At 61.8% G+C, this 20802-nt stretch carries 20 protein-coding genes; 9 read left to right on the forward strand and 11 right to left on the reverse strand.

Annotation, left to right across the window (positions count from 1 at the left end; all coding sequences use genetic code 11):
- The first annotated feature begins 11 nt into the window (after nucleotides 1–11).
- The 3 genes from scpB to rluB all read left to right on the forward strand — a co-directional run bounded on the left by scpB (nucleotide 12) and on the right by rluB (nucleotide 2726).
- Complete coding sequence (gene scpB, locus AC07SI_RS24775; protein ID WP_495006677.1) at nucleotides 12–1040, forward strand: SMC-Scp complex subunit ScpB; 1029 nt, start codon at nucleotides 12–14, stop codon at nucleotides 1038–1040.
- 126 nt (nucleotides 1041–1166) lie between these two features.
- A complete protein-coding gene (locus AC07SI_RS24780) occupies nucleotides 1167–1358 on the forward strand; it encodes a DUF1289 domain-containing protein (protein ID WP_044267786.1) in 192 nt (63 codons plus the stop codon).
- 144 nt (nucleotides 1359–1502) lie between these two features.
- The gene (gene rluB / locus AC07SI_RS24785; RefSeq protein WP_106802764.1) at nucleotides 1503–2726 is read left to right on the forward strand and encodes a 23S rRNA pseudouridine(2605) synthase RluB; all 1224 of its coding nucleotides are present in this window, start codon (nucleotides 1503–1505) and stop codon (nucleotides 2724–2726) included.
- Nucleotides 2727–3331: 605 nt separating this feature from the next.
- Here rluB and AC07SI_RS24790 read toward each other — a convergent pair.
- Nucleotides 3332–4291 carry a CgnE/CgnB domain-containing protein gene (locus tag AC07SI_RS24790; RefSeq protein WP_282397739.1) on the reverse strand — a complete coding sequence of 320 codons (960 nt, stop codon included), beginning with the start codon at nucleotides 4289–4291 and terminating at the stop codon, nucleotides 3332–3334.
- A 73-nt stretch (nucleotides 4292–4364) separates the two neighbouring features.
- Nucleotides 4365–4502, reverse strand: coding sequence for a hypothetical protein (locus tag AC07SI_RS24795; protein ID WP_003175756.1), 138 nt, complete (start codon nucleotides 4500–4502; stop codon nucleotides 4365–4367).
- A 640-nt stretch (nucleotides 4503–5142) separates the two neighbouring features.
- Between AC07SI_RS24795 and AC07SI_RS24800 the strand changes: the two genes are divergently transcribed.
- The 3 genes from AC07SI_RS24800 to arfB all read left to right on the forward strand — a co-directional run bounded on the left by AC07SI_RS24800 (nucleotide 5143) and on the right by arfB (nucleotide 7779).
- On the forward strand, nucleotides 5143–6564 hold the full coding sequence (locus AC07SI_RS24800; RefSeq protein WP_495006678.1) for an amino acid permease: 1422 nt from the start codon (nucleotides 5143–5145) through the stop codon (nucleotides 6562–6564).
- Nucleotides 6565–6669: 105 nt separating this feature from the next.
- On the forward strand, nucleotides 6670–7353 hold the full coding sequence (locus AC07SI_RS24805; protein WP_495006679.1) for a pentapeptide repeat-containing protein: 684 nt from the start codon (nucleotides 6670–6672) through the stop codon (nucleotides 7351–7353).
- 12 nt (nucleotides 7354–7365) lie between these two features.
- The gene (gene arfB, locus AC07SI_RS24810; RefSeq protein WP_065908949.1) at nucleotides 7366–7779 is read left to right on the forward strand and encodes an alternative ribosome rescue aminoacyl-tRNA hydrolase ArfB; all 414 of its coding nucleotides are present in this window, start codon (nucleotides 7366–7368) and stop codon (nucleotides 7777–7779) included.
- On the opposite strand, the gene AC07SI_RS24815 is transcribed toward arfB, so the two are convergent.
- The 3 genes from AC07SI_RS24815 to AC07SI_RS24825 form a co-directional block, all read right to left on the reverse strand.
- Nucleotides 7776–8972 carry an MFS transporter gene (locus tag AC07SI_RS24815; protein ID WP_495006680.1) on the reverse strand — a complete coding sequence of 399 codons (1197 nt, stop codon included), beginning with the start codon at nucleotides 8970–8972 and terminating at the stop codon, nucleotides 7776–7778. The two genes, arfB and AC07SI_RS24815, sit on opposite strands and share 4 nt — an antisense overlap.
- 103 nt (nucleotides 8973–9075) lie before the next feature.
- A complete protein-coding gene (locus tag AC07SI_RS24820) occupies nucleotides 9076–9258 on the reverse strand; it encodes a hypothetical protein (protein WP_065908954.1) in 183 nt (60 codons plus the stop codon).
- Between the two features lie 361 nt (nucleotides 9259–9619).
- The gene (locus AC07SI_RS24825) at nucleotides 9620–9931 is read right to left on the reverse strand and encodes an Mpo1-like protein (RefSeq protein ID WP_065909861.1); all 312 of its coding nucleotides are present in this window, start codon (nucleotides 9929–9931) and stop codon (nucleotides 9620–9622) included.
- 160 nt (nucleotides 9932–10091) lie between these two features.
- Here AC07SI_RS24825 and AC07SI_RS24830 point away from each other — a divergent pair, with 160 nt between their 5' ends.
- Nucleotides 10092–11150 (forward strand): AraC family transcriptional regulator, encoded by a 1059-nt coding sequence (locus AC07SI_RS24830; RefSeq protein WP_106802768.1) that lies wholly within the window; start codon nucleotides 10092–10094, stop codon nucleotides 11148–11150.
- Here the strand turns inward: AC07SI_RS24830 and AC07SI_RS24835 are convergent.
- From AC07SI_RS24835 to AC07SI_RS24860, 6 genes are all read right to left on the reverse strand, one after another.
- Entirely contained in the window at nucleotides 11107–12561 is a 1455-nt protein-coding gene (locus AC07SI_RS24835; protein WP_065908958.1) for a TrkH family potassium uptake protein, read from the reverse strand. The genes AC07SI_RS24830 and AC07SI_RS24835 overlap by 44 nt on opposite strands.
- 249 nt (nucleotides 12562–12810) lie before the next feature.
- Nucleotides 12811–14154 carry an imelysin family protein gene (locus AC07SI_RS24840; RefSeq protein ID WP_201145779.1) on the reverse strand — a complete coding sequence of 448 codons (1344 nt, stop codon included), beginning with the start codon at nucleotides 14152–14154 and terminating at the stop codon, nucleotides 12811–12813.
- A gap of 129 nt (nucleotides 14155–14283) precedes the next feature.
- Entirely contained in the window at nucleotides 14284–16335 is a 2052-nt protein-coding gene (locus tag AC07SI_RS24845; protein WP_065908963.1) for a putative bifunctional diguanylate cyclase/phosphodiesterase, read from the reverse strand.
- A 582-nt stretch (nucleotides 16336–16917) separates the two neighbouring features.
- Nucleotides 16918–17514, reverse strand: a complete 597-nt coding sequence (locus tag AC07SI_RS24850; protein ID WP_003175739.1) for a superoxide dismutase — start codon at nucleotides 17512–17514, stop codon at nucleotides 16918–16920.
- A 178-nt stretch (nucleotides 17515–17692) separates the two neighbouring features.
- Complete coding sequence (locus tag AC07SI_RS24855; protein WP_065908966.1) at nucleotides 17693–18292, reverse strand: LysE/ArgO family amino acid transporter; 600 nt, start codon at nucleotides 18290–18292, stop codon at nucleotides 17693–17695.
- Between the two features lie 5 nt (nucleotides 18293–18297).
- Nucleotides 18298–18699, reverse strand: a complete 402-nt coding sequence (locus tag AC07SI_RS24860) for an ACT domain-containing protein (RefSeq protein WP_065908968.1) — start codon at nucleotides 18697–18699, stop codon at nucleotides 18298–18300.
- A gap of 99 nt (nucleotides 18700–18798) precedes the next feature.
- Here AC07SI_RS24860 and AC07SI_RS24865 point away from each other — a divergent pair, with 99 nt between their 5' ends.
- On the forward strand, nucleotides 18799–19695 hold the full coding sequence (locus tag AC07SI_RS24865; protein ID WP_065908971.1) for a LysR family transcriptional regulator ArgP: 897 nt from the start codon (nucleotides 18799–18801) through the stop codon (nucleotides 19693–19695).
- Between the two features lie 98 nt (nucleotides 19696–19793).
- Nucleotides 19794–20792 (forward strand): NAD-dependent epimerase/dehydratase family protein, encoded by a 999-nt coding sequence (locus tag AC07SI_RS24870; RefSeq protein ID WP_106802773.1) that lies wholly within the window; start codon nucleotides 19794–19796, stop codon nucleotides 20790–20792.
- Nucleotides 20793–20802 lie beyond the last annotated feature (10 nt).

Here is a 20802-nt window from a genome sequence, read left to right on the forward strand (position 1 = left end):
GAGCTGAATCGATGAATCTGACTGAACCCCGCGAACTGGCGCCGCTGCTGGAAGCCTTTCTCCTGGCCTCGGGTAAACCGCAATCCCTGGAGCGCCTGTTCGAACTGTTCGAGGAAGCCGAGCGCCCGGAGCCGCCAGTCTTCAAGAAAGCCCTGGAGATCTTGCGCAAGTCCTGCGATGGCCGCGCCTTCGAGCTGCGCGAAGTGGCGTCGGGTTATCGCCTGCAGATTCGTGAGAAATTTTCCCCGTGGGTGGGCCGGCTGTGGGAAGAGCGCCCGCAGCGTTATTCACGGGCGATGCTCGAGACGATGGCGCTGATCGCCTATCGCCAGCCGATCACCCGCGGCGAAATCGAGGATGTGCGTGGCGTGGCGGTCAACAGCCATATCGTCAAGACCTTGCTGGAGCGCGAGTGGATCCGCATCGTCGGCTATCGCGATGTGCCCGGCAAACCGGCGATGTTCGCCACCACCAAGGTGTTTCTCGACCACTTCAACCTGAAGAACCTCGACGACCTGCCGCCCCTGGCCGAGCTGCGCGAAATGGAAGCCGAGCCGGTGCTCGACTTCGACGACGCGCCGGTCCCGGCGAGCCTGCAGGAACTGGCCGACGCCAGCGCCGAGCCGGAAGAGCCCAAGGACGAAACCAGTTTCCACACCCTGTTGCTGGAACTGGACGACATGGAGCAGGGCATCAAGACCGACTTCGACGACTTGCTGCGTGATGGGGCTGCCGAGCCGCAAGCCCAAGTGGACGTTGATGTTGAAGCTGAAGCCCAAGTGGACGTTGATGTTGAAGCTGAAGCCCAAGTGAACGTTGAAGTTGAGGCTGAAGCCCAAGTGAACGTTGAAGTTGAGGCTGAAGTCGAAGCAGAAGCTGAGCCTGAACCCGAAGAAGACATCCTCGGTGTCGCCGAAGCTCGCGAGAAGCTCCTGGCCGCCGTCGCCGCCCTCGAACAACCGTCGCTGAGCGACGAAGAAGCCGAAGCCCAGGCGCTGGCCGAAGCCATCGAAGCCGAGCGCCGCCAATTCGAAGACTGATGCCGCTTCAAAATGTGGGAGCTGGCTTGCCTGCGATGCAGGCGACTCGGTCTTTCTGCTATAGCGAGGTGATGCCATCGCAGGCAAGCCAGCTCCCACAGAAAACCAGTGCCTGGGAGGATTTCAATGAGTTCCACCAAAGACCCGTGCATCAGCATCTGCAAATTCAACGACGACATCTGTGTCGGCTGTGGCCGCAGCAAGCGCGAGATCCGTGCCTGGAAGAAACTCGACAAAGCCGACAAGCGCACGGTGCTTGCCGAAGCCGAGCTGCGCCTGCTGGCGCTGGGGGCCACCGGTCGGCGGAAAAGCAAATGATGGCGGCCCAATCGACTAGTCTCTGATGCGCAACGCGCGCCATGCGCGTATGATTCGCGACCCTTTGGCGCGCTATTGCCCCAAAGCCCCGCTTTCAACACTCTTCAGGCCACGCCTGAATCGACCCACCGGGAGGTGCTTAAGATGAACGACCAAGACCAGAACGACAGCCAGGAAATCGGCCCAGCAGGCGAAAAACTGCAAAAGGTGCTGGCGCGTATCGGCGTGGGCTCGCGCCGCGACGTCGAAGCCTGGATCACCCAGAAGCGCATCAAGGTCAACGGCGTCGAGGCCACCCTCGGCCAGCGCGTCGACCTGCACGATGCAATCACCATTGATGGCAAGGTCATCAAGCGTGAAGAGGCCGCCGAATCGGTGCGCCGCGTGATCATGTACAACAAGCCAGATGGCGAGATCTGCACCCGTGACGACCCGGAAGGCCGCCCGACCGTGTTCGACAAGATGCCCAAGCCCAAGGAAGGCCGCTGGATCAACATCGGTCGCCTGGACATCAACACCACCGGCTTGCTGATGTTCACCACCGACGGTGAACTGGCCAACCGCCTGATGCACCCGTCCTACGAGATGGACCGTGAATACGCCGTGCGTGTACGCGGTGAAGTCGACGACGAGATGATCGAACGCCTCAAGGCCGGCGTGGTGCTGGAAGACGGCCCGGCCAAGTTCACCGACATCAAGCAGGCACCGGGCGGCGAAGGTTTCAACCACTGGTACCACTGCGTGGTGATGGAAGGCCGTAACCGTGAAGTGCGTCGCCTGTGGGAATCCCAGGGCCTGGTGGTCAGCCGCCTGAAGCGCGTGCGTTTCGGTCCGGTGTTCCTCAACTCCGACCTGCCGATGGGCCGCTGGCGCGAAATGAGCCAGTACGAAGTCGACATCCTCAGCGCCGAAGTCGGCCTGACGCCGGTCGCGATGCCGCAGATGAACGCCAAGAGCAAAGACAAGCTTGAGCGTATGCAGCGTAAATCCTCGCGTCCTGTTGCGCGTACCGAGCGCGTGGCGCGCACCTTGCGCCCGGCCCTGAATGCGCCGGCGACCGGTGGGCGTATCTCGCGTGAGCCGCACATCGAAGGCGAGCGTCGCCCGACGGCGCCGTCGCGTCAGGAAGGCGAGCGTGCTCCACGTGCGCCGCGTCCGGCCCGTGGTGAAGCGCCGAGCGGCGGTCGCAGCAACCGTGGTGAAGCCGATCGCCCAGCGGATAACGCCAGCACCAAGCGTCCAGCCAAGCCGGCGGCAAACAAACGCCCCGGGCCGAAACTGGTCGCGGACGAGCCGTCTGGCAAGCGCCGTGGCGCCCCGGCCGGTTCGGGTCAGCGTCCAGGTTTTGGTCGCAAGAAGCCGCAGTGATACGCTAAGCGCTGCACACAAACGCCAACCCTAGGGTTGGCGTTTTTTTTTGGTCTGGATTTGCTGACCCGTTCCAATGTGTGTGTGGGCTTGCTCGCGAAAACGCTGTGTCAGTCGCTGGAGAAGTTGGCTGGTCTGCCGCATTCGCGAGCAAGCCCGCTCCCACATTTGGGGTGTATTTCAAGGTTGGAACCGAGTTGTACCGTCCGCTCAAATGCCGGTGCAGCACCCCGAATCCCAAGCCCAACAGCAATCAAAACTGTGGGAGCGGGCTTGCCCGCGAAAGCGGTGGGTCAGTCAACCATGATGTAGCTGATCCACCGCCTTCGCAGGCAAGCCAGCTCCCACACTGATTGGTGTCTGGACTGAATGCTGTGCCTGGCTCAACTCCCACAGTTTTGGAGGGGCTGGCCTGATTCCTGTGTCTGGCGCAGTTCCACTGTGGGAGCGGGCTTGCCCGCGAAGCGGTGGGTCAGTCAACCATGATTTAGCTGATCCACCGCCTTCGCAGGCAAGCCAACTCCCACACTGATTGGTGTCTGGACTGAATGCTGTGCCTGGCTCAACTCCCACATCTGGTTCTCCAGTGTGTCTGGATTTTGTGATCAGAACGCAAACCGCCCATCAAACACTGGCTTGTCATCCAGCGCCAAGACCCCGCTGGCGAAAATCAGGTCCAGGTGATGACTGCCTTTCTGCCCACCGCCAAGGCCCAGGTGCAGCCCGCAATGGCGCTCTTCAAACCCGGCGTTGCGCGCGTACAGGTCCTTCACGCCTTCATTGGTGCCGATCCCCAACTCCTCCACCCGCCGGTTGGACGGGTTGGCGTTCAGGTATTTGTTGAAGTCATCCGCCAGCCCCGGCACGTCGCTGGCCACGCTGCAGATGGTCGAGTTCTCGATCCACAGCTCCAGCGGCGACTGCAGCACGCCGTACTTGCGCGCAAACGGGATAGTGCTCAGGAAGGTGCCGACAAAGCGCACCTGGCCACTGATGGCCTCGCTGTGGGTGGCGATCTCGCCGGGTGCCAGGTCGTGGTTGCCGATGCCGTTGATATTGGTCCACTTCTTGATGCTGCTCAGCGGCGCCTGCAGGCGTGAGCCGTGCTTGTCGGTGAAACTCAGCACGTTGGCCTGGGACATGCGCCGGATCAGCGTGGCGTTGAGGTCGGCGATGCGCTGCGGCTCGACGCTGAAGGTGTCGTAGAAATAGTCGCCGTAATCCTTGAACAGCAGGGACTTCTGCCAGTGTTCGGCCATCACGCCGTGCAGGGCGCGGATAAAGTCCGGGCCTTCGGCGCGTGGGTTGGGCAGCGTGGAGGAATCGTAGAGGAACAGGTACAGGTCGCAGGCCTCAATGGCCTGGGCCAGGGTGTCACTGGCGGCCAGGTCGAGGCGCTGCACCTGGAAATTGAAACGGGCGGCGCTGCTGTGGGTGATCGCCTGGGCGATGGCGTCGTAGCGCTCGGTATGGCCCAGCAGCACGGTAGGCTGGCTCAGCCCGCTGAGGGCCGGGTGGTGGGCGAGGTAGTAGAGGAAGTGTTCGACGGCGCGGGCCTTGTCCATGACGGGTGTCCTTCTGTGCCTTGGGTAAGGGAGCAGGTGCCGTGCACAGCACCTGCCGGTTGCCTGCCGGGTGTCAGAATGGCCACATCGCCGTGCCGAAGGGCACGACGGCGTCGGCTTGCATCATCTCTACGGCGGCCTCGTGGGTCGGCGCTTCAAACCAATCGTCGAGTTGCAGTTCGGTTTCCAGGTCGTTTTCCAGTGCTTGCATGGTGTATCTCCTAGAGGACGTTGTTTGAGGACGGCTTGCCAACGGGCTTCGCTGGGCAAGTGGGATGAACCTAGGAGAGAGTGTTTCAGAACGCAAAATATTTATTGACACCGTTGCATTTGGATTTTTTCTTCTGTTTTTCCGGGCTGGTTTTTTCTTGAGCAAATACAAGCAGCTGGCGATGCTGATGATGGAGAATTTTCCTACCGACAATTTTTCTTCACCGAACAGCTGTAACGCGAATTTTCCATGCTGTAACGATTAATTTACGACAATGTCACGGCATTATTGTCCCCTTTCCCGCTGTAAGGATTACCTGACAGATCGTCGCACGCCGGCTGGAGGGGCGGCCCCAAGCGGTCGAGCGGTGTACAATGCGCCGCGTTTTACTGTGACCCCCCTTGCGTAACCACGCAAAAGGCCAAGACCTCGGGGTTTACCTACCCTGATCACTCCGCCTGGCCACGAGCCGGACGGGTTCGATTTCGTCACAGATAAAAACAAACAGGTGACGCATGACCGTTAGAAAGACGCTGTACTCCTGGTGCCTGCGCTGGGGTTTGAGCGGCGCTGCTTGAGTCGGTAATTCAAGGCAGCAACCTGCAATCAACATCATCAAACCTTGCGTGAGACCCTTTTCATGAGTGGACCCCATTCCTCTTCAGGCGAGCTGAAACGCGGCCTGAAAAATCGGCATATCCAGTTGATCGCCCTCGGTGGCGCCATCGGCACCGGCCTGTTCCTCGGCTCGGCCGGGGTGCTCAAGTCCGCCGGCCCGTCGATGATCCTCGGCTACGCCATTTGCGGCTTCATTGCCTTCATGATCATGCGCCAGCTCGGCGAAATGATCGTCGAAGAGCCGGTCGCCGGCTCCTTCAGCCACTTTGCCCACAAGTACTGGGGCGGTTTCGCCGGCTTCCTGTCGGGCTGGAACTGCTGGATCCTGTACATCCTGGTGGGCATGTCGGAGCTGACCGCCGTCGGCAAATACGTGCACTACTGGTGGCCGGAGATCCCGACCTGGGTCTCGGCAGCGGCGTTCTTCGTGCTGATCAACCTGATCAACCTGGCCAACGTCAAAGTCTTCGGTGAAGCCGAGTTCTGGTTCGCCATCATCAAGGTCGTGGCCATCGTCGGCATGATCGCCCTGGGCAGCTACCTGCTGGTCAGCGGCAGCGGCGGACCACAAGCCTCGGTGAGCAACCTGTGGGATCACGGCGGGTTCTTCCCCCATGGTGTCAGCGGGTTGGTGATGGCCATGGCAATCATCATGTTTTCCTTCGGCGGCCTGGAAATGCTCGGCTTCACCGCCGCCGAAGCCGACCAGCCACGCACCGTGATCCCCAAGGCAATCAATCAGGTGATCTACCGCATCCTGATCTTCTACATCGGTGCGCTGGTCGTGCTGTTGTCGCTGACGCCATGGGACAGCCTGCTGGCGACCCTCAACGCCTCTGGCGATGCCTACAGCGGCAGCCCGTTCGTCCAGGTGTTCTCCATGCTGGGCAGCAACACTGCCGCGCACATCCTCAACTTCGTGGTGCTGACCGCTGCGCTCTCGGTGTACAACAGCGGCACCTACTGCAACAGCCGCATGCTGCTGGGCATGGCCGAGCAGGGCGATGCGCCGAAGGCATTGGCCAAGATCGACAAGCGCGGCGTGCCGGTGCGTTCGATCCTCGCGTCGGCGGCGATCACCCTGGTGGCGGTGCTGATGAACTACCTGATCCCGCAGCATGCGCTGGAACTGCTGATGTCGCTGGTGGTGGCCACGCTGGTGATCAACTGGGCGATGATCAGCTTCTCGCACTTCAAGTTCCGCCAGCACATGAACCGCACCGGCCAGGTGCCGTTGTTCAAGGCGCTGTGGTACCCCTACGGCAACTACATTTGCCTGGCGTTCGTGGCGTTTATCCTGGTGATCATGCTGATGATTCCAGGGATCCAGGTGTCGGTGTACGCAATCCCGGTGTGGGTGGCGTTCATGGCGGTGTGCTACTGGATCAAGAACAAACGCAGTGCCGAAGCGGCGCTGGGTGCGGCGAGTGCAGCGTTGAAGTAAGCCGTCCCGCCCAAACGGAAAACCCGGCTGCGTGCCGGGTTTTTTGTGGGCGCCGACGGGGTAGACTCGCGCGTCGTGTTTAAACGTTCCAGGAGCGCAGACCCCATGCAACTCACTGATATCGACGGCGGCGCCTTGCAGCGTGACGCGCTGGAAGACCTGATCGACCAGCACGGCGGGCCCCTGCGCCTGATTGGCGTCGACCTGAGTGGCGCTGACCTCTCGCGCATGGCGCTGGATCACTGGGTATTCGAACGCTGCATCCTGGTCCAGACGTCTTTCCTCGGTGCGCGCCTGGAAGGCACGCAGTGGAAAAGCTGCCGGGCCGGCCACGCGATTTTCGAGGCGGCGAACCTGTTGGAGGCGCAGTTCCACAGCTGTGACCTGAACAACACCCGTTGGCAGCGCAGCAAGCTGTCCCAGGCGAATTTTGAACACTGCAAATTGACCGGCGCCAATTTCACCCATTGCGCCTCCCTGGGGCTGAGCTTCAGTGAAACCCGCCTGAACAGCGCGTTTTTGTCCGGGTTATCGTTTGCGCGCACCGTGTTGAATAACCTGGACTTCTCCGACAGCGATTTGTCGGACGCTGATTTTCGCAAGGCCGAACTGATCGACTGCAGCCTCGCCCATGCCCGCATCCACGGCGCCAATTTTGCCGGTGCCGACTTGCGCGGCGCGGATTTGAGCGGGTTTCGCCTCAATGATGCCAAACTGTTCAAAGGCGCCGTGATTTCCAAAGCCCAGGCGTCGATGCTGTTATCCGAGTTGGGCTTGTCCGTTGCCTAAGGTTTTTGAGTGATGCTGGTAATTTCCAACAACGTGCACCTGCCCGATGCCGAAATCGAGCTGACCGCCATCCGCGCCCAGGGCGCCGGTGGGCAGAACGTCAACAAGGTGTCGAGCGCGGTGCATTTGCGCTTTGATATTCCGGCCTCGTCGCTGCCGGAGTTCTACAAGGAGCGGCTGCTGGCGCTGCGCGACAGCCGTATCACCAGCGAAGGCGTGTTGATTCTCAAGGCCCAGCAATACCGGACCCAGGAGCAGAATCGCGCGGATGCGCTGGAGCGTTTGGTGGAGCTGATCCTCAGTGCCACCAAAGTCGAGAAGAAGCGCCGCCCGACCAAGCCGACCCTCGGCTCGAAAAAGCGTCGACTCGAATCCAAGACCAAGCGCGGCAGTATCAAGGCCGGGCGTGGCAAGGTCGATTTCTAGGCGTCGCGCGCTTCGCGGGCCTTCGGCGCCTGGCGGTACAGGTACACGCTGAGCAGCAGGCCACCGAGGGCGGCGAGGGCGGCGAACAGGAAGATCGATGCAAAGCCGAAACCTGCCGCCACCGCCCCGGCCAGCGGCCCGGTGATGCCCAGCGACAGGTCGATGAACAGCGAGTAAGCCCCCACCGCCGACCCGCGGCTGGACGCCGGCACCAGATTGACCGCCTCGACTCCCAGCGCCGGAAACACCAGGGAAAAACCGAAGCCGCTCAACGCCGCGCCGGCCAGGGCCAAGTTCGCATCCGGTGCCAGCCACAGCAGCAGCAACCCGAGGATTTCCACCGACAGGCACGCAATCGCCACGCGAAAGCCGCCAATCCGGTTGATCAAGTTGCCGAACAGCAGGCGCGCACCGATAAAACTGGCGCCGAACAGGCTCAGGGCCCACACCGCGTTATCCCAATGCTGGGTGGTGTAATACAGGGTGATAAAGGTGGCGATGGTGCCAAAGCCGATCGAGCCCAAGGCCAGTGCGCAGCCGTGCGGCAGGACCCGGCCCAGCACATTCATGAACGGCAGGCGCACGCCGGCCACGATCGGCGCCGCTTCCTTGTTCCAGGCCAGCAGCAGGCCGATCACCGCCAGCAGGATGATACTGACGCCCATGCTCCACAGCCCCAGGTGGCTGACCAGCAGCACCCCGAGTGGTGCGCCAACCGCCAGCGCGCCGTAGCTGGCGATGCCGTTCCAGGAAATCACCTTGGCCGTGTTCGCCGCCCCCACGCGGCCGATGCCCCAGCCGATGGCGCCCGAGCCGACCAGGCTTTCCGCGCTGCCCAGCACCAGGCGGCCGATCAGCAGGCTGCCCAGGCTCACGGCCGGCAAGCTGGAGAGCCACGCCGCGAGCAGCATGAACACGCCGCTCAGCCCGCAGCCCACCAGGCCGATCAGCACGGCGCGCTTGCTGCCCAGGTTGTCGATGATTTTGCCTGCGTACGGACGGCTCAGCAGCGTGGCCAGGTATTGCACACTGATCACCAGGCCGGCGATGACCGCGCCGTAGCCCAGCTCACTGTGGACATAGCCGGGCAATACGGCCAGCGGGATGCCGATATTCAGGTAGCCGATAAAGGTGAACAACACGATGGAAACGACTTGCAGCGTGACCGCCATGGGGCGCTGGGTATCTGGCATGGGAGAGGTCCACTGTCGCAGCAGGTAAAGATAGGCGGCTAATGATACCGGGCTTGGGCCGGCGCAGGGCGCTAAAACGCAAAACCGTCAGGTCGGCACTGCGTCAGGCTTGGGAAGGGGCCAGCAATTGCGTGGTAACCAGGGCCGCCAACGCGTTTTCCTGGGTGCCAAAGCGCTTGAGCAGCTTGGCTTGCTTGTCCGCGCTGAGGCGGTTCCACACTTCGACCATCTGCAAGGCAGCGTCGAGTACGGCGGCGTCCGGGGTGTCGGGGAGGGTATCGGTCATGGCAGGTATCTCGGGTGATTCAGGCAGTGTGGAAAGCGCTCAAAGGTGCGCTTTCCACACGGTCTGGTACGGCGTCAGTCCTGGCTTTCGCTGTCGACTGGTGGTGCTTCTTTGGCCTCAGGCTGCTGGTCGCTGGCCTGCTGCGGTGTTGGCTGCTCAGTAGGGTGCAGGCTTGGGAAGGGGAGATTAGGTATCTCGTGCATCGTCGTCGCTCCTCGCAAAGTCTGTTTTTTCAATCGCAGGTGATTCCGCGCTCTCAAAAAGCCTTGGCAGGATACAGCACTGAAAATGACAAAAAGAATTTAATCTCGACCAATGAACGAACTTTCATTGTTTTACGCAAGTGACACGGGGTCACACCTCAGAAGGGCACCTTGCCGAGAATCATGTCGCGGTACATCACAAAATCCCCCAGCAAGCTGTAGAACGGGTGCTGGAAGGTCGCCGGGCGGTTCTTTTCAAAGAAGAAGTGGCCGACCCAGGCGAAGCTGTAGCCGGCAATCGGCACGGCCAGCAGCAAGCCCAACGAGCCTCTGCCGATGGCATACGCGAGGATGCCGATCACCAGGGTGGTGCCGATAAAGTGCAGGCGCCGGCAGGTGCTGTCGGCGTGCTCAGTCAGGTAATACGGGTAAAACTCGGCAAAGCTGTTGAATCGCTTGACGTTTTCCACGGTGACCGGCCCTTTGATTGTTGTGCCGCCCAACAGATGTTCGGCGGGGAGCTTATTTGAGTCTAGAGTGATCAGTGGTAACAGCCAGTGACAATAGATGCCACTTTAGTATCCTTGGCTTCCTGGCTGCCGTTTGAGCCTGCTTTATTAAGAAGACGCCATGAGCGAACGAACAACTTCTGCAAGCTGGGCGATGGGGATAGTCAAGGCGTTGGAAATGGACGGCCTGGATTGCCGCGCCTTGTTCAAGCAACTCGGCCTGGACTACGCCGCGCTCAGCGACCCCGATGCACGCTTCCCACAAGATTCCATGACCCGGCTGTGGCAGCGGGCGGTGGAGGTCTCGGGCAACCCGGCGATTGGCCTGAACATGGGCAAGGTGGTGCGTCCGGCATCGTTTCATGTGGCCGGGTATGCGTTGATGTCCAGCAACACCCTCGCCGAAGGGTTTATGCGCCTGGTGCGCTACCAGCGGATCATCGCCGAAAGCGCCGACCTCAGTTTCCGCCTGCTCCCCGAAGGTTACGCGCTGATCCTCACCGTGCATGGCGATCACCTGCCGCCCACCCGGCAAAGCGCCGAAGCCTCGCTGGCGAGTGCCCTCGCGCTGTGTGGCTGGCTGACCGGGCGCACCCTGCAACCGCGCAAGGTGCTGCTGCAAGGCGATCAACCGGTGGACCTGGCCCCCTACAAACAAGCGTTCCATGCTCCGCTGGAATTCAATGCGCCGTATGACGCGCTGATCTTCGAACGCGCCGACATGGACGCGCCGCTGCCCACGGCCAACGAGGCCATGGCGCTGCTGCACGATCGGTTTGCCGGTGAATACCTGGCGCGTTTCTCGGAAAGCCGCGTGACGCACAAGGCGCGTCAGGTGCTGTGCCGCCTGTTGCCACAGGGCGAGCCCAAGCGTGAAGTGGTGGCCCAGACCCTGCACCTGTCCCAGCGCACCTTGCAGCGGCGCTTGCAGGAAGAAGGCACCAGTTTCCAGACCCTGCTCGATGACACCCGCCGCGAATTGGCCGAGCAGTACCTCGCACAGCCGAGCATGACCCTGCTGGAAATCGCCTACCTGCTGGGGTTTGCCGACCCGAGCAACTTCTTTCGCGCGTTTCGCCGCTGGTTCGATGCCACGCCCGGCGAATACCGGGCGCGGTTGCAGGATGCGTCGACGGTCAGTGACGCCAAAATGCCGGAATGCACAGAACAAAGACTGTAATGATCTCCAGTCGGCCCAGCAGCATGCCCAGCGACAGGATCCACTTGGCCGCATCCGGCAGGCTGGCGAAATTGCCGGCCGGGCCGATGGTCTCGCCCAGCCCCGGGCCGACGCCGGACACGGTGCTGGCGGCGCCGGTCAGCGCCGTCATCCAGTCCAGGCCCAGCAGCGACAAGGCCAGGGCGATGGCGCAGATGGTGATAGCGAAGAAAAACGAGAACGTCAGGATCGAACGCACGATCTCTTCGTCGAGGCGGTGGCCGTTGTACTTCTGCTTGATCACCGCCCGTGGGTGAATCAGCTGGTTCAAGTTGGCCTTGAGCAGGATGTAGGCGACCTGGAAGCGGAAGATCTTGATCCCGCCCGCCGTGGAGCCGGAGCAGCCGCCGACAAATCCCAGGTAGAAGAACAGCATCAGCGAGAAGTTGCCCCAAATGCTGTAGTCCCCCAGTGCAAAGCCGGTGGTGGTGACCACTGAGGTGACGTTCACCGCCACATGGCGCAGCGCGTCGAGCCAATGCAAATCGGTGGTCCACCAGTACCAGGTGCCGAGCACCAGCCAGGTCACCACCAGCAAACCGAGCAGGCCTTGCACCTGCTGGTCCTTGATCAACGCCCGGCGGTTGCCGCGCAGGGTCGCCACGTACAGGGTGAACGGCAGGCTGCCGAGGATCATCACCACCACCGCGACCCAGTGCACCGCGGGCTGTTTCCAGTGGGCCAGGGATTCGTCGGAGGTGGAGAATCCACCGGTGGAAATCGCCGACATTGCATGGTTGATCGCGTCGAACAGGCCCATGCCGGCCCACCAGAACGCGAGGCTGCCAAGGATGGTGATGCCCACGTACGCCGCCACGATCAGCCGCGCCACCATGTGCGAGCGGGGCATGACTTTTTCCGAGCGGTCCGAGGATTCGGTCTGGAACAGGCGCATGCCGCCGATACGCAGCAGCGGCAGGATCGCCACCGCCATGCCGATAAAGCCGATGCCGCCGAGCCAGTGCAGCAGCGAGCGCCACATCAGGATGCCCGGTGACATGGTGTCCAGCCCGCTCAGCACGGTGGAACCGGTGGCGGTGATGCCGGACATGCTTTCGAAGAACGAGTCGGTGTAGCTGATGTGCTGGGTCAGCAGAAACGGCAGCGCGGCGAACACGCACACCACCACCCAACTGCTGACCGTGAGCAAGTACATGTCGCGCGGGCGCAGGTGCACATGTTCGGGGCGGCCGGGAATCACCAGGGCCAAACCGGCAATAAAGGTGATCAGGCTGGCCCAGAGGAACGAGGGCAGGTCACTGGTGCGTTCGAAGATCACCAGGGTGGCCATTGGCACGACCATGGCGATCGCGAGGGTGATCAGGAAGATGCCGATGATGAAACCGATGATGCGTAGGGTCGGCAACGCCATGAAGTTCGCTCGGGGGTTGAGGGTGGCGCCATTCTACCTGCGGTGCAGTGCATGTAAACCGGGGTACGTGCCGCAACGCGGTTCAACGGTGGGCGCTGGCTTGCCTGCGATTGCGGTGTATCAGTCGATCAAGGGATGACTGGCCCACCGCTATCGCAGGCAAGCCAGCTCCCACACGGATAAGTGTCAGTAGAAAGGGCGCACATAAAAAAGGCGACCCGAAGGTCGCCTTTTTCACCGCCGCACTGATCAGAACTCGTGATCAGCGTTATCCGGGTTCAGGTCGCTGATGCCCAGCTTGCCTGCGGCTGCTTCAATCGAACCGGTCTGCTTGACCAGTGCGGCGATCGCATCACGCACGATCTGGTTGCCGGCTTCGTTGCCAGCGGCGATCAGTTGGTCGTAGTGCTCGCCGTTGTTGGCGTGGTCAACCATGACCTGGATCTTCGCTTCGGTCGCCGCCAGGTCAGCCTTCAGGGCGGTGTCGGTAGCCGGATCAGCCTTGGCCACCAGGGACGACAGGCTGGCGCCGGTCAGCTTGGTGCCATCGACGCGGGTGTACTCGCCCAGGTAGACGTTGCGGATGCCCTTGGCGTCATAGAACTGCGAGTTGTGGGTGTTATCGCTGAAGCAATCGTGCTCGTCTTCCGGCGAGTTGGCTTCCAGCGAAACCTTCATGCGTTCACCGGCCAGCTCGCCCAGGGACAGGCTGCCCATGCCGAACAACATTTTGCGCAGGCCGTCGGTGGCAGGTTCTGCCTCCAGGGTGGCGCGGTAGTTGTCTTCGACGTTGGGTTTCCAGTTGCCGACCATTTCTTCCAGGTCGCTGACCAGCAGTTGGGTCACGGCACTCAGGTAGGCGCGGCGACGCTCGTTGTGGCCGCCGGTGGCGCCGTCACCTGTCAGGTAGTCCGAGGCAGGACGGTTGCCGGCGCCAGGGCCGGTGCCGTTCAGGTCCTGGCCCCAGAGCAGGAATTCGATGGCGTGGTAGCCGGTAGCGACGTTGGCTTCGGAACCGCCCAGCTCATTGAGGCTGGCGAGTTTTTCCGGGGTGATGTCCTTCACGTCGACCTTGTCTTCGCCGACCTGGATCTCGGTGTTGGCGATGATGTTGGCAGTCGCACCCGGGTTACCCAGGGCGTGTTCGTAGGACTTGTCGACATAGTCGATCAGGCCTTCGTCCAGCGGCCATGCGTTCACCTGGCCTTCCCAGTCATCAATGATGGTGTTGCCGAAGCGGAACACTTCGCTCTGCAGGTACGGCACGCGGGCGGCGATCCAGGCGTCGCGCGCGGCTTTCAGCGTGTCGGCGTTCGGCTTGGCGAGGAAGGCGTCGATGGCGGTTTGCAGGGTCTTCGCAGTGGACTCGGCATCGCTGTAGACCGCGAACACCATGTCTGCGTAATGCGCGACCACGGCCTTGGCGGCCGCTTCGTCGACCTGGCCGGCAGGGGTGGCAGCCGCTGGAGCGGTAGTGCTGGCAGCCGGGGTCGGCGCCTGGGGCGCTGCGGCCTTGTCTTTACCTTCGCCGCAACCGGCGAGAGAAATGGCAATGGCCAGCAGACTGGCGGTGGCCAGGGGCATACGAATCATGGCGAACATCCTGCTTCGGTTGTTGATAGGGCGCGCGGGGGAGCGCAAAAAAGCTGCGACATAATGCGAAAGATTTGCATTTTGTGTAAAGGGTTATACGAGGGAAATATTTAGTATCGATTTGAGCGCTCAGAGAATCACTTCGCTATTACGCTCCGACTGCTTCAAAAAAGCCGCCAACTCCCGGGCCTGCAAGGGTTTGCTGTAGTGATAGCCCTGACCTTCATGGCAGCCTTCGGAGATGATGTAGGCCTCCTGCTCAGCGGTTTCCACGCCTTCGGCGATCACTTGCATGCCCAGGCTTTTGCCCAACTGGATGATGGCCCGCACGATGGTGGCATCGTCGTCATCGTCCAGCAGGTCTTGGACGAAGCTCTTGTCGATCTTGATTTTGTCCAGCGGCAGGCTCTTGAGGTAGCTCAGGGATGAATAGCCGGTGCCGAAGTCATCAATCGCAATCAACGCCCCGGAACGGCGCAGGCTCAGCAAGTGCTGGGCGGCAGTGCTGATGTCTTCCATCAGGCCGGTCTCGGTGACTTCCAGTTCGAGGCTGCGCGGCGGCAGGCGGTAGATCTGCATCAGGTTGTTGACCACCCGTGGCAGCTCGGCGTGGTGCAACTGCACGGTGGACAGGTTGACCGCCATGCGCAGGCCGACGAAGCCCAGGTCGTGCCATTCGCGCAACTGGCGGCAGGCCTGGTCCAGCACCCATTCACCAATCGGGATGATGGTGCCGTTCTGCTCCGCCAGCGGGATAAACAGGTCGGGCGGGACCAGGCCGTGTTCCGGGTGTTGCCAGCGGATCAGTGCTTCCACGCCGACCACGCGGTGGTCGCGGTAGCTGATCTGCGGCTGGTACACCAGGTGAAACTGGTCGCGACTGAGGGCGTCGCGCAGGTCTTTCTCCAGCTCGCGGCGGCGGCGCATTTCACTGTCGACGCTGGCGATGTAGAACTGATAGCGGTTGCGCGAACGGCTCTTGGCCAGGGTCATGGTCTGTTCGGCTTTCTGCAGCAACTTCTCGGTGCTGTCGCCATCTTCCGGGAACAACGTGATACCGATGGTGGCGCGCAGGCGGATTTCCTCGTGATCGAGGGCGAACTCCGCCTCCAGGTCATCGAGGATACTTTGCGCCAGTTCCGCGGCTTCGTAGGGCTGGTCGATATCGGCCTGCACCAGGGCGAACTGGTCGCCACCCAGGCGGGCCAGGGCACCGAGTCGGCCGCTGTGGGCGCGCAGGCGGTCGGCCAGGGCCAGCAGCAATTTGTCGCCGGCCTGATAGGTGAATTGTTCGTTGATGCTTTTGAAGTCATCGAGGCCCACGCACAACACCGCCACGCGGCGTTGGCGACGACCGGCGTCGATCAGGATTTTGTCCAGTTGCTCCTGCAGTTTCTGGCGATTCGGCAGGCCGGTGAGGAAGTCGTACTGGGCCATGCGCAGCAGGCTGCTTTCCGCTTCATGGCGCAGGTGGGTATTGCGTTCGATGGATTCGAGCAATTGGTTGGCGGTATTGATCCACAGCCCCAGTTCGTTGCGCTCATGGCCCTTGAGCTGCGGGATCTTGTGCTCGCTGGGCCGGTCGGGGTTGATCGAGGTCAGGTGTTCGATAATCCGCGACAACGGCTTGGTCAGCAGCCAGTGATAGACCAGGTACAGCACCAGGCCCATGGCCAGGGCGCGCAGCACCCCGGAAATGAAGATGATCACCGAATTGACGATAAACCCCTGGCCATACGTGGCGGTGTCGAGGGTGATACTGAGGTCGCCGTAATACTCGCTGTAGGGGCCTTTGCCGACCAGGGGCGTGGTGAAGGTGCGTTCCTGGCCCAGGATCAGGTCGGTCAGCCAGCGACTGGGGGCCTGCTGCAGGGCGCGGCTCTTTTCGGCCAGCATGGTTTCGTTGGGGTGGCCGATGGAGGCCATGCGCACCGCGTCGTCCTGGAACAGGCCCTCAATGACCTGCATGCCCATCTCGCGGTCCAGGCTGTAGACGGCCTGCGTCGAGGGGTCGCGAAACATGTCGAGGATACGCTGGGCATCGCCGGCCACGGCTTGGCGCGTCTTGTAGGCATCGAAAACGATCTGCGCCACGCTCAGCGCCACGCCCACGATCAATGCCGACAGCAGCACAACCCGTAGCAACTTCACCGACAAGCTGTTCTTGAGTTCCAGCTTCAAAGGGTCATTCCTTGTTCCATGCGGGTGGCCTCAATATGCCATGAGTATTGGCAATCCCGTGAGGGCAGTCAAAGGGACATTGCGGCTGACGGTACTTTGCGGCGTTAGGGGAGCCTGGGGCGGGGGATGTTGGCGGGTGCGAGGGGAAATGCAAGGCGGTCAATCAGGCGAGTGACGGGGACGGGGAGGGGCTGCGTTTTTCGCCTCCCTGGAAGCCCAGGGAAGCGAGCACTGCGGCCTTTACCCGGCTGGGACCGGGTTTGGGTTGTCTCTCTGGGCGTTTGACATGAGTTGAGACAGCGACGCGATTACGCTCGTTGCCACTCCTATAGCTTGCATCCCGCCTCCTATCACCACCGGGGCGAGGGTTGTGGCCAGGGGGATAACTGCAGCTGCTGCACCTACTCCTGCGATTGCCATGATTACACTCTCCAACATCAATCAAGAGGGATATTCCTCCTGCCGCCTGGGTGGTCATTGCGTGTCGTTGAGTTCCATGGGGCTTTGCCTGCCCTTGCACTTGAACCAACGGCCACAAAAAAGCCCGGCACAGGGCCGGGCTTTTTCTACTGCAAGGGTTGCTTAGGCAGTGAAGGTCTTGCCTTCGAACTGCTCAGCCACGAACTTCCAGTTGACCAGGTTCCAGAACGCTTCCACATACTTCGGACGCACGTTGCGGTAGTCGATGTAGTAGGCGTGTTCCCAGACGTCGCAGGTCAGCAGCGGGGTGTCGCCGTTGGTCAGCGGGTTGCCGGCGCCGATGGTGCTGGCCAGGGCCAGGGAACCGTCAGCCTTTTTCACCAGCCAGCCCCAACCGGAACCGAAGGTGCCGACGGAGGTCTTGGTGAACTCTTCCTTGAACTTGTCGAACGAACCGAAGGCTGCGTTGATGGCTTCAGCCAGTGCGCCGGTCGGTTGGCCACCGGCGTTTGGCGCCAGGCAGTTCCAGTAGAAGGTGTGGTTCCAGACCTGAGCGGCGTTGTTGAAGATGCCGCCCGAAGAGGATTTGACGATCTCTTCCAGGGTCTTGCCTTCGAACTCGGTGCCAGGCACCAGGTTGTTCAGGTTCACGACATAGGTGTTGTGGTGCTTGTCGTGGTGGTATTCCAAGGTTTCCTTGGAGATGTGCGGCTGCAGGGCATCGTGTGCGTAGGGCAGCGGCGGCAATTCGAAAGCCATGATGATTCTCCTAATCAGGTCAGTTGCGGTGAGCGCAAGGCCGATCACGGGCGGCCAAACAAGCGCCGGGGAGTTTGTACTCTTTGCGGCGCAGGGTCCGGATCATAGCACCGGGGGTGCGGCAAAACCACGCAACAACTGTGTGGGATAGAGGTTCCAGAGCGTTTTGGAATATTCCTCAAGCGCTGATCAATTGGTAGGCCACGCTGAACATCATCACCGCCACCAACAGGTCCAGCAGGCGCCACGTCGCCGGGCGTGCCAGCCAGGGCGCCAACCAGGCCGCGCCGAGTGCCAGCGTGGCGAACCACAGGAATGAAGCACTGGCGGCGCCGGCCACGTAGGCGCCCGGTTCGGTTTGTTGGGCGCCCAATGAGCCGATCAGCAGCACCGTGTCCAGGTACACGTGGGGGTTGAGCAATGTCACGGCCAGGGCACTGAGCAGAACCGCGCGTAACGAGCGCATCTTGACGTGATTGCCTTGCTCCAGGCTTTGCCTGGAAAACGCCCGACGCAGCGCCAATGTGCCGTACCACAACAGGAATGCCGCGCCGCCCCAGCGGGCGATAGCCAGCAGCAGCGGGTTTTGCGCGAGCACCGTGGCCAGGCCGAAGACACCGGCCGCAACCAGGATGGCATCGCACACGATGCACAGCGCTGCCACGGGCAGGTGATGTTCGCGGCGCAGGCTTTGCGCGAGGACAAAGGCGTTCTGCGTTCCGATCGCCATGATCAGGCCGAGCGCCACCAACAGGCCATTCAGATAGCTTTGCCACATACGCTTTACTCCGCGTCCGTTGCCAACTGGCGCAGTACATTCATGGCGCGCTCGGCATCCGCGCGGCCGACAAACAGGTGATCGTGGTAGTAGCCGGCAATCACGTTGCAACTGATCCCGGCCTTGCCCAGGGCGCTGGCAAACGCGGCGGTCAGGCCCACAGCTTCGAGCGCCGAGTGCACATTCAAGGTGATCCATGCCGCCACATAGTCGAAGGCCAATCCAGCCGTTTCGGCCTGCTGGCGCTCCAGGATCAGCGTCAGGCCTTCCTGCTCGCGGAAGCTGCCAATCACCTCGCAACCCGCCGGGATGCGGTGATCGGGCAGGGTGCAGAACACGTAGTCACCCTCGTTCAGGTGCGGGCTCATGCTGCGCAGCAGCGTTGCCAGGGCGGTTTCGCCGGCCATGGGAGGTTTCCTTATAAAGAGGGAAGCGATGCTGGCTATTCTCATGGTGCAGGCTGTATAAGAAAAACCAATATTGCTGATCGCTCATTAGAGAAACTGATGTTCGACTATAAATTGCTCTCCGCCCTGGCGGCGGTGGTGGAACAGGCCGGCTTCGAGCGCGGCGCACAAGTGCTGGGGCTCTCGCAGTCGGCGATTTCCCAGCGGATCAAATTGCTTGAGGCACGCATCGGCCAGCCGGTGCTGGTACGGGCCACGCCGCCGACGCCCACGGATGTCGGGCGGCGGCTGCTCAACCATGTGCAGCAGGTGCGGCTGCTGGAGCGCGATCTGCAGAGCCAGGTGCCGGCGCTGGACGAGGAGGGCATGCCCGAACGTTTGCGCATCGCGCTGAATGCCGACAGCCTGGCCACCTGGTGGGCCGAGGCGGTCAGCGGGTTTTGTGCCGAGCAGCACTTGTTGCTGGACCTGGTGGTGGAAGACCAGACCGTCGGCCTCAAGCGCATGCGGGCCGGCGAAGTGGCCGCCTGCATCTGCGCCAGCGAGCGCCCGGTGGCCGGTGCGCGCAGCCTGTTGCTCGGTGCCATGCGCTATCGGGCGTTGGCCAGCCCGGCATTTATTGCGCGGCATTTTCCTGCGGGCGTACGCGCCGACCAGTTGGCGCGCACGCCCGCGCTGGTGTTTGGCCCGGATGATTTTTTGCAGCATCGCTACCTGGCGTCCCTCGGTGTGGACGGCGGTTTCGAACACCATTTATGCCCCTCGTCCGAAGGCTTTATCCGCCTCACTGAAGCCGGGCTTGGCTGGGGCCTGGTGCCGGAATTACAGGTGCGCGACCAGTTGGAACGGGGCGTGCTGGTGGAGTTATTGCCAGATAAGCCCATTGATGTGCCGTTGTACTGGCATCATTGGCGCAGTGGCGGGCAGCTGTTGGGCCTGCTGACTGACCATCTGGCCCAGGCATGTGGGCAATGGTTGGTGCCCTATCAGCAGTAGCTGGCGTCAAGTTTCAAGCTGCAAGAGAAAAGCTTGCAGATCGTATTTAATTTGCAACTGATAGCTTGAAGCTTGCAGTCGCATCCGTAGGAGGCTCCATGAAAGTTCTGGTCACCGGCGCAAGCGGCTTCATCGGCGGGCGCTTTGCGCGTTTCGCCCTGGAGCAGGGCCTGGACGTGCGGGTCAACGGGCGACGCGCCGAGGGTGTGGAACACCTGGTCAGGCGCGGCGCCGAGTTTATCCAGGGTGATTTGAATGATGCCGACCTGGTGCGCGACCTGTGCCGCGATGTCGAAGCCGTGGTGCATTGCGCCGGCGCCGTCGGGCTGTGGGGCAAATATCAGGATTTTCACCAGGGCAATGTGCTGGTCACGGAAAACGTGGTCGAGGCGTGCCTCAAGCAACAGGTCGGGCGCCTGGTGCACCTGTCCTCGCCGTCGATCTACTTCGATGGGCGCGACCATCTCGGGCTGACCGAAGAGCAAGTGCCCAAGCGCTTCAAGCATCCGTATGCCGCGACCAAATACCTGGCGGAGCAAAAAGTCTTCGGCGCCCAGGAATTCGGCCTCGAAGTCATCGCGCTGCGCCCGCGTTTTGTGACCGGCGCCGGCGACATGAGCATTTTCCCGCGCCTGCTGAAAATGCAGCGCAAGAACCGCCTGGCCATCGTCGGCGACGGCCTCAACAAGGTCGATTTCACCAGCGTGCACAACCTCAACGAAGCGCTGCTCGGCAGTTTGCTCGCGCCCGGTTCGGCGTTGGGCAGGGCCTACAACATCAGCAACGGCGCTCCGGTGCCGGTATGGGATGTGGTGAATTATGTCATGCGCCAAATGCAGTTGCCCCAAGTGACGCGTTATCGCTCCTACGGCCTGTCCTACAGCGTCGCCGCGCTCAATGAAGCCTTCTGCGCGATGTGGCCGGGTCGACCGGAACCGGCGTTGTCGCGCCTGGGCATGCAGGTCATGAACAAAGATTTCACCCTCGACATCAGCCGCGCCAGGCATTATCTGGACTACGAGCCCAAGGTCAGCCTATGGACTGCCCTCGACGAGTTCTGCAGTTGGTGGAAGGCCCAGGAACCGGGGTTGAAGTAAGCTCACAACC

The sequence above is a fragment of the Pseudomonas sp. GW821-FHT05D12 genome, assembly GCF_059419825.1.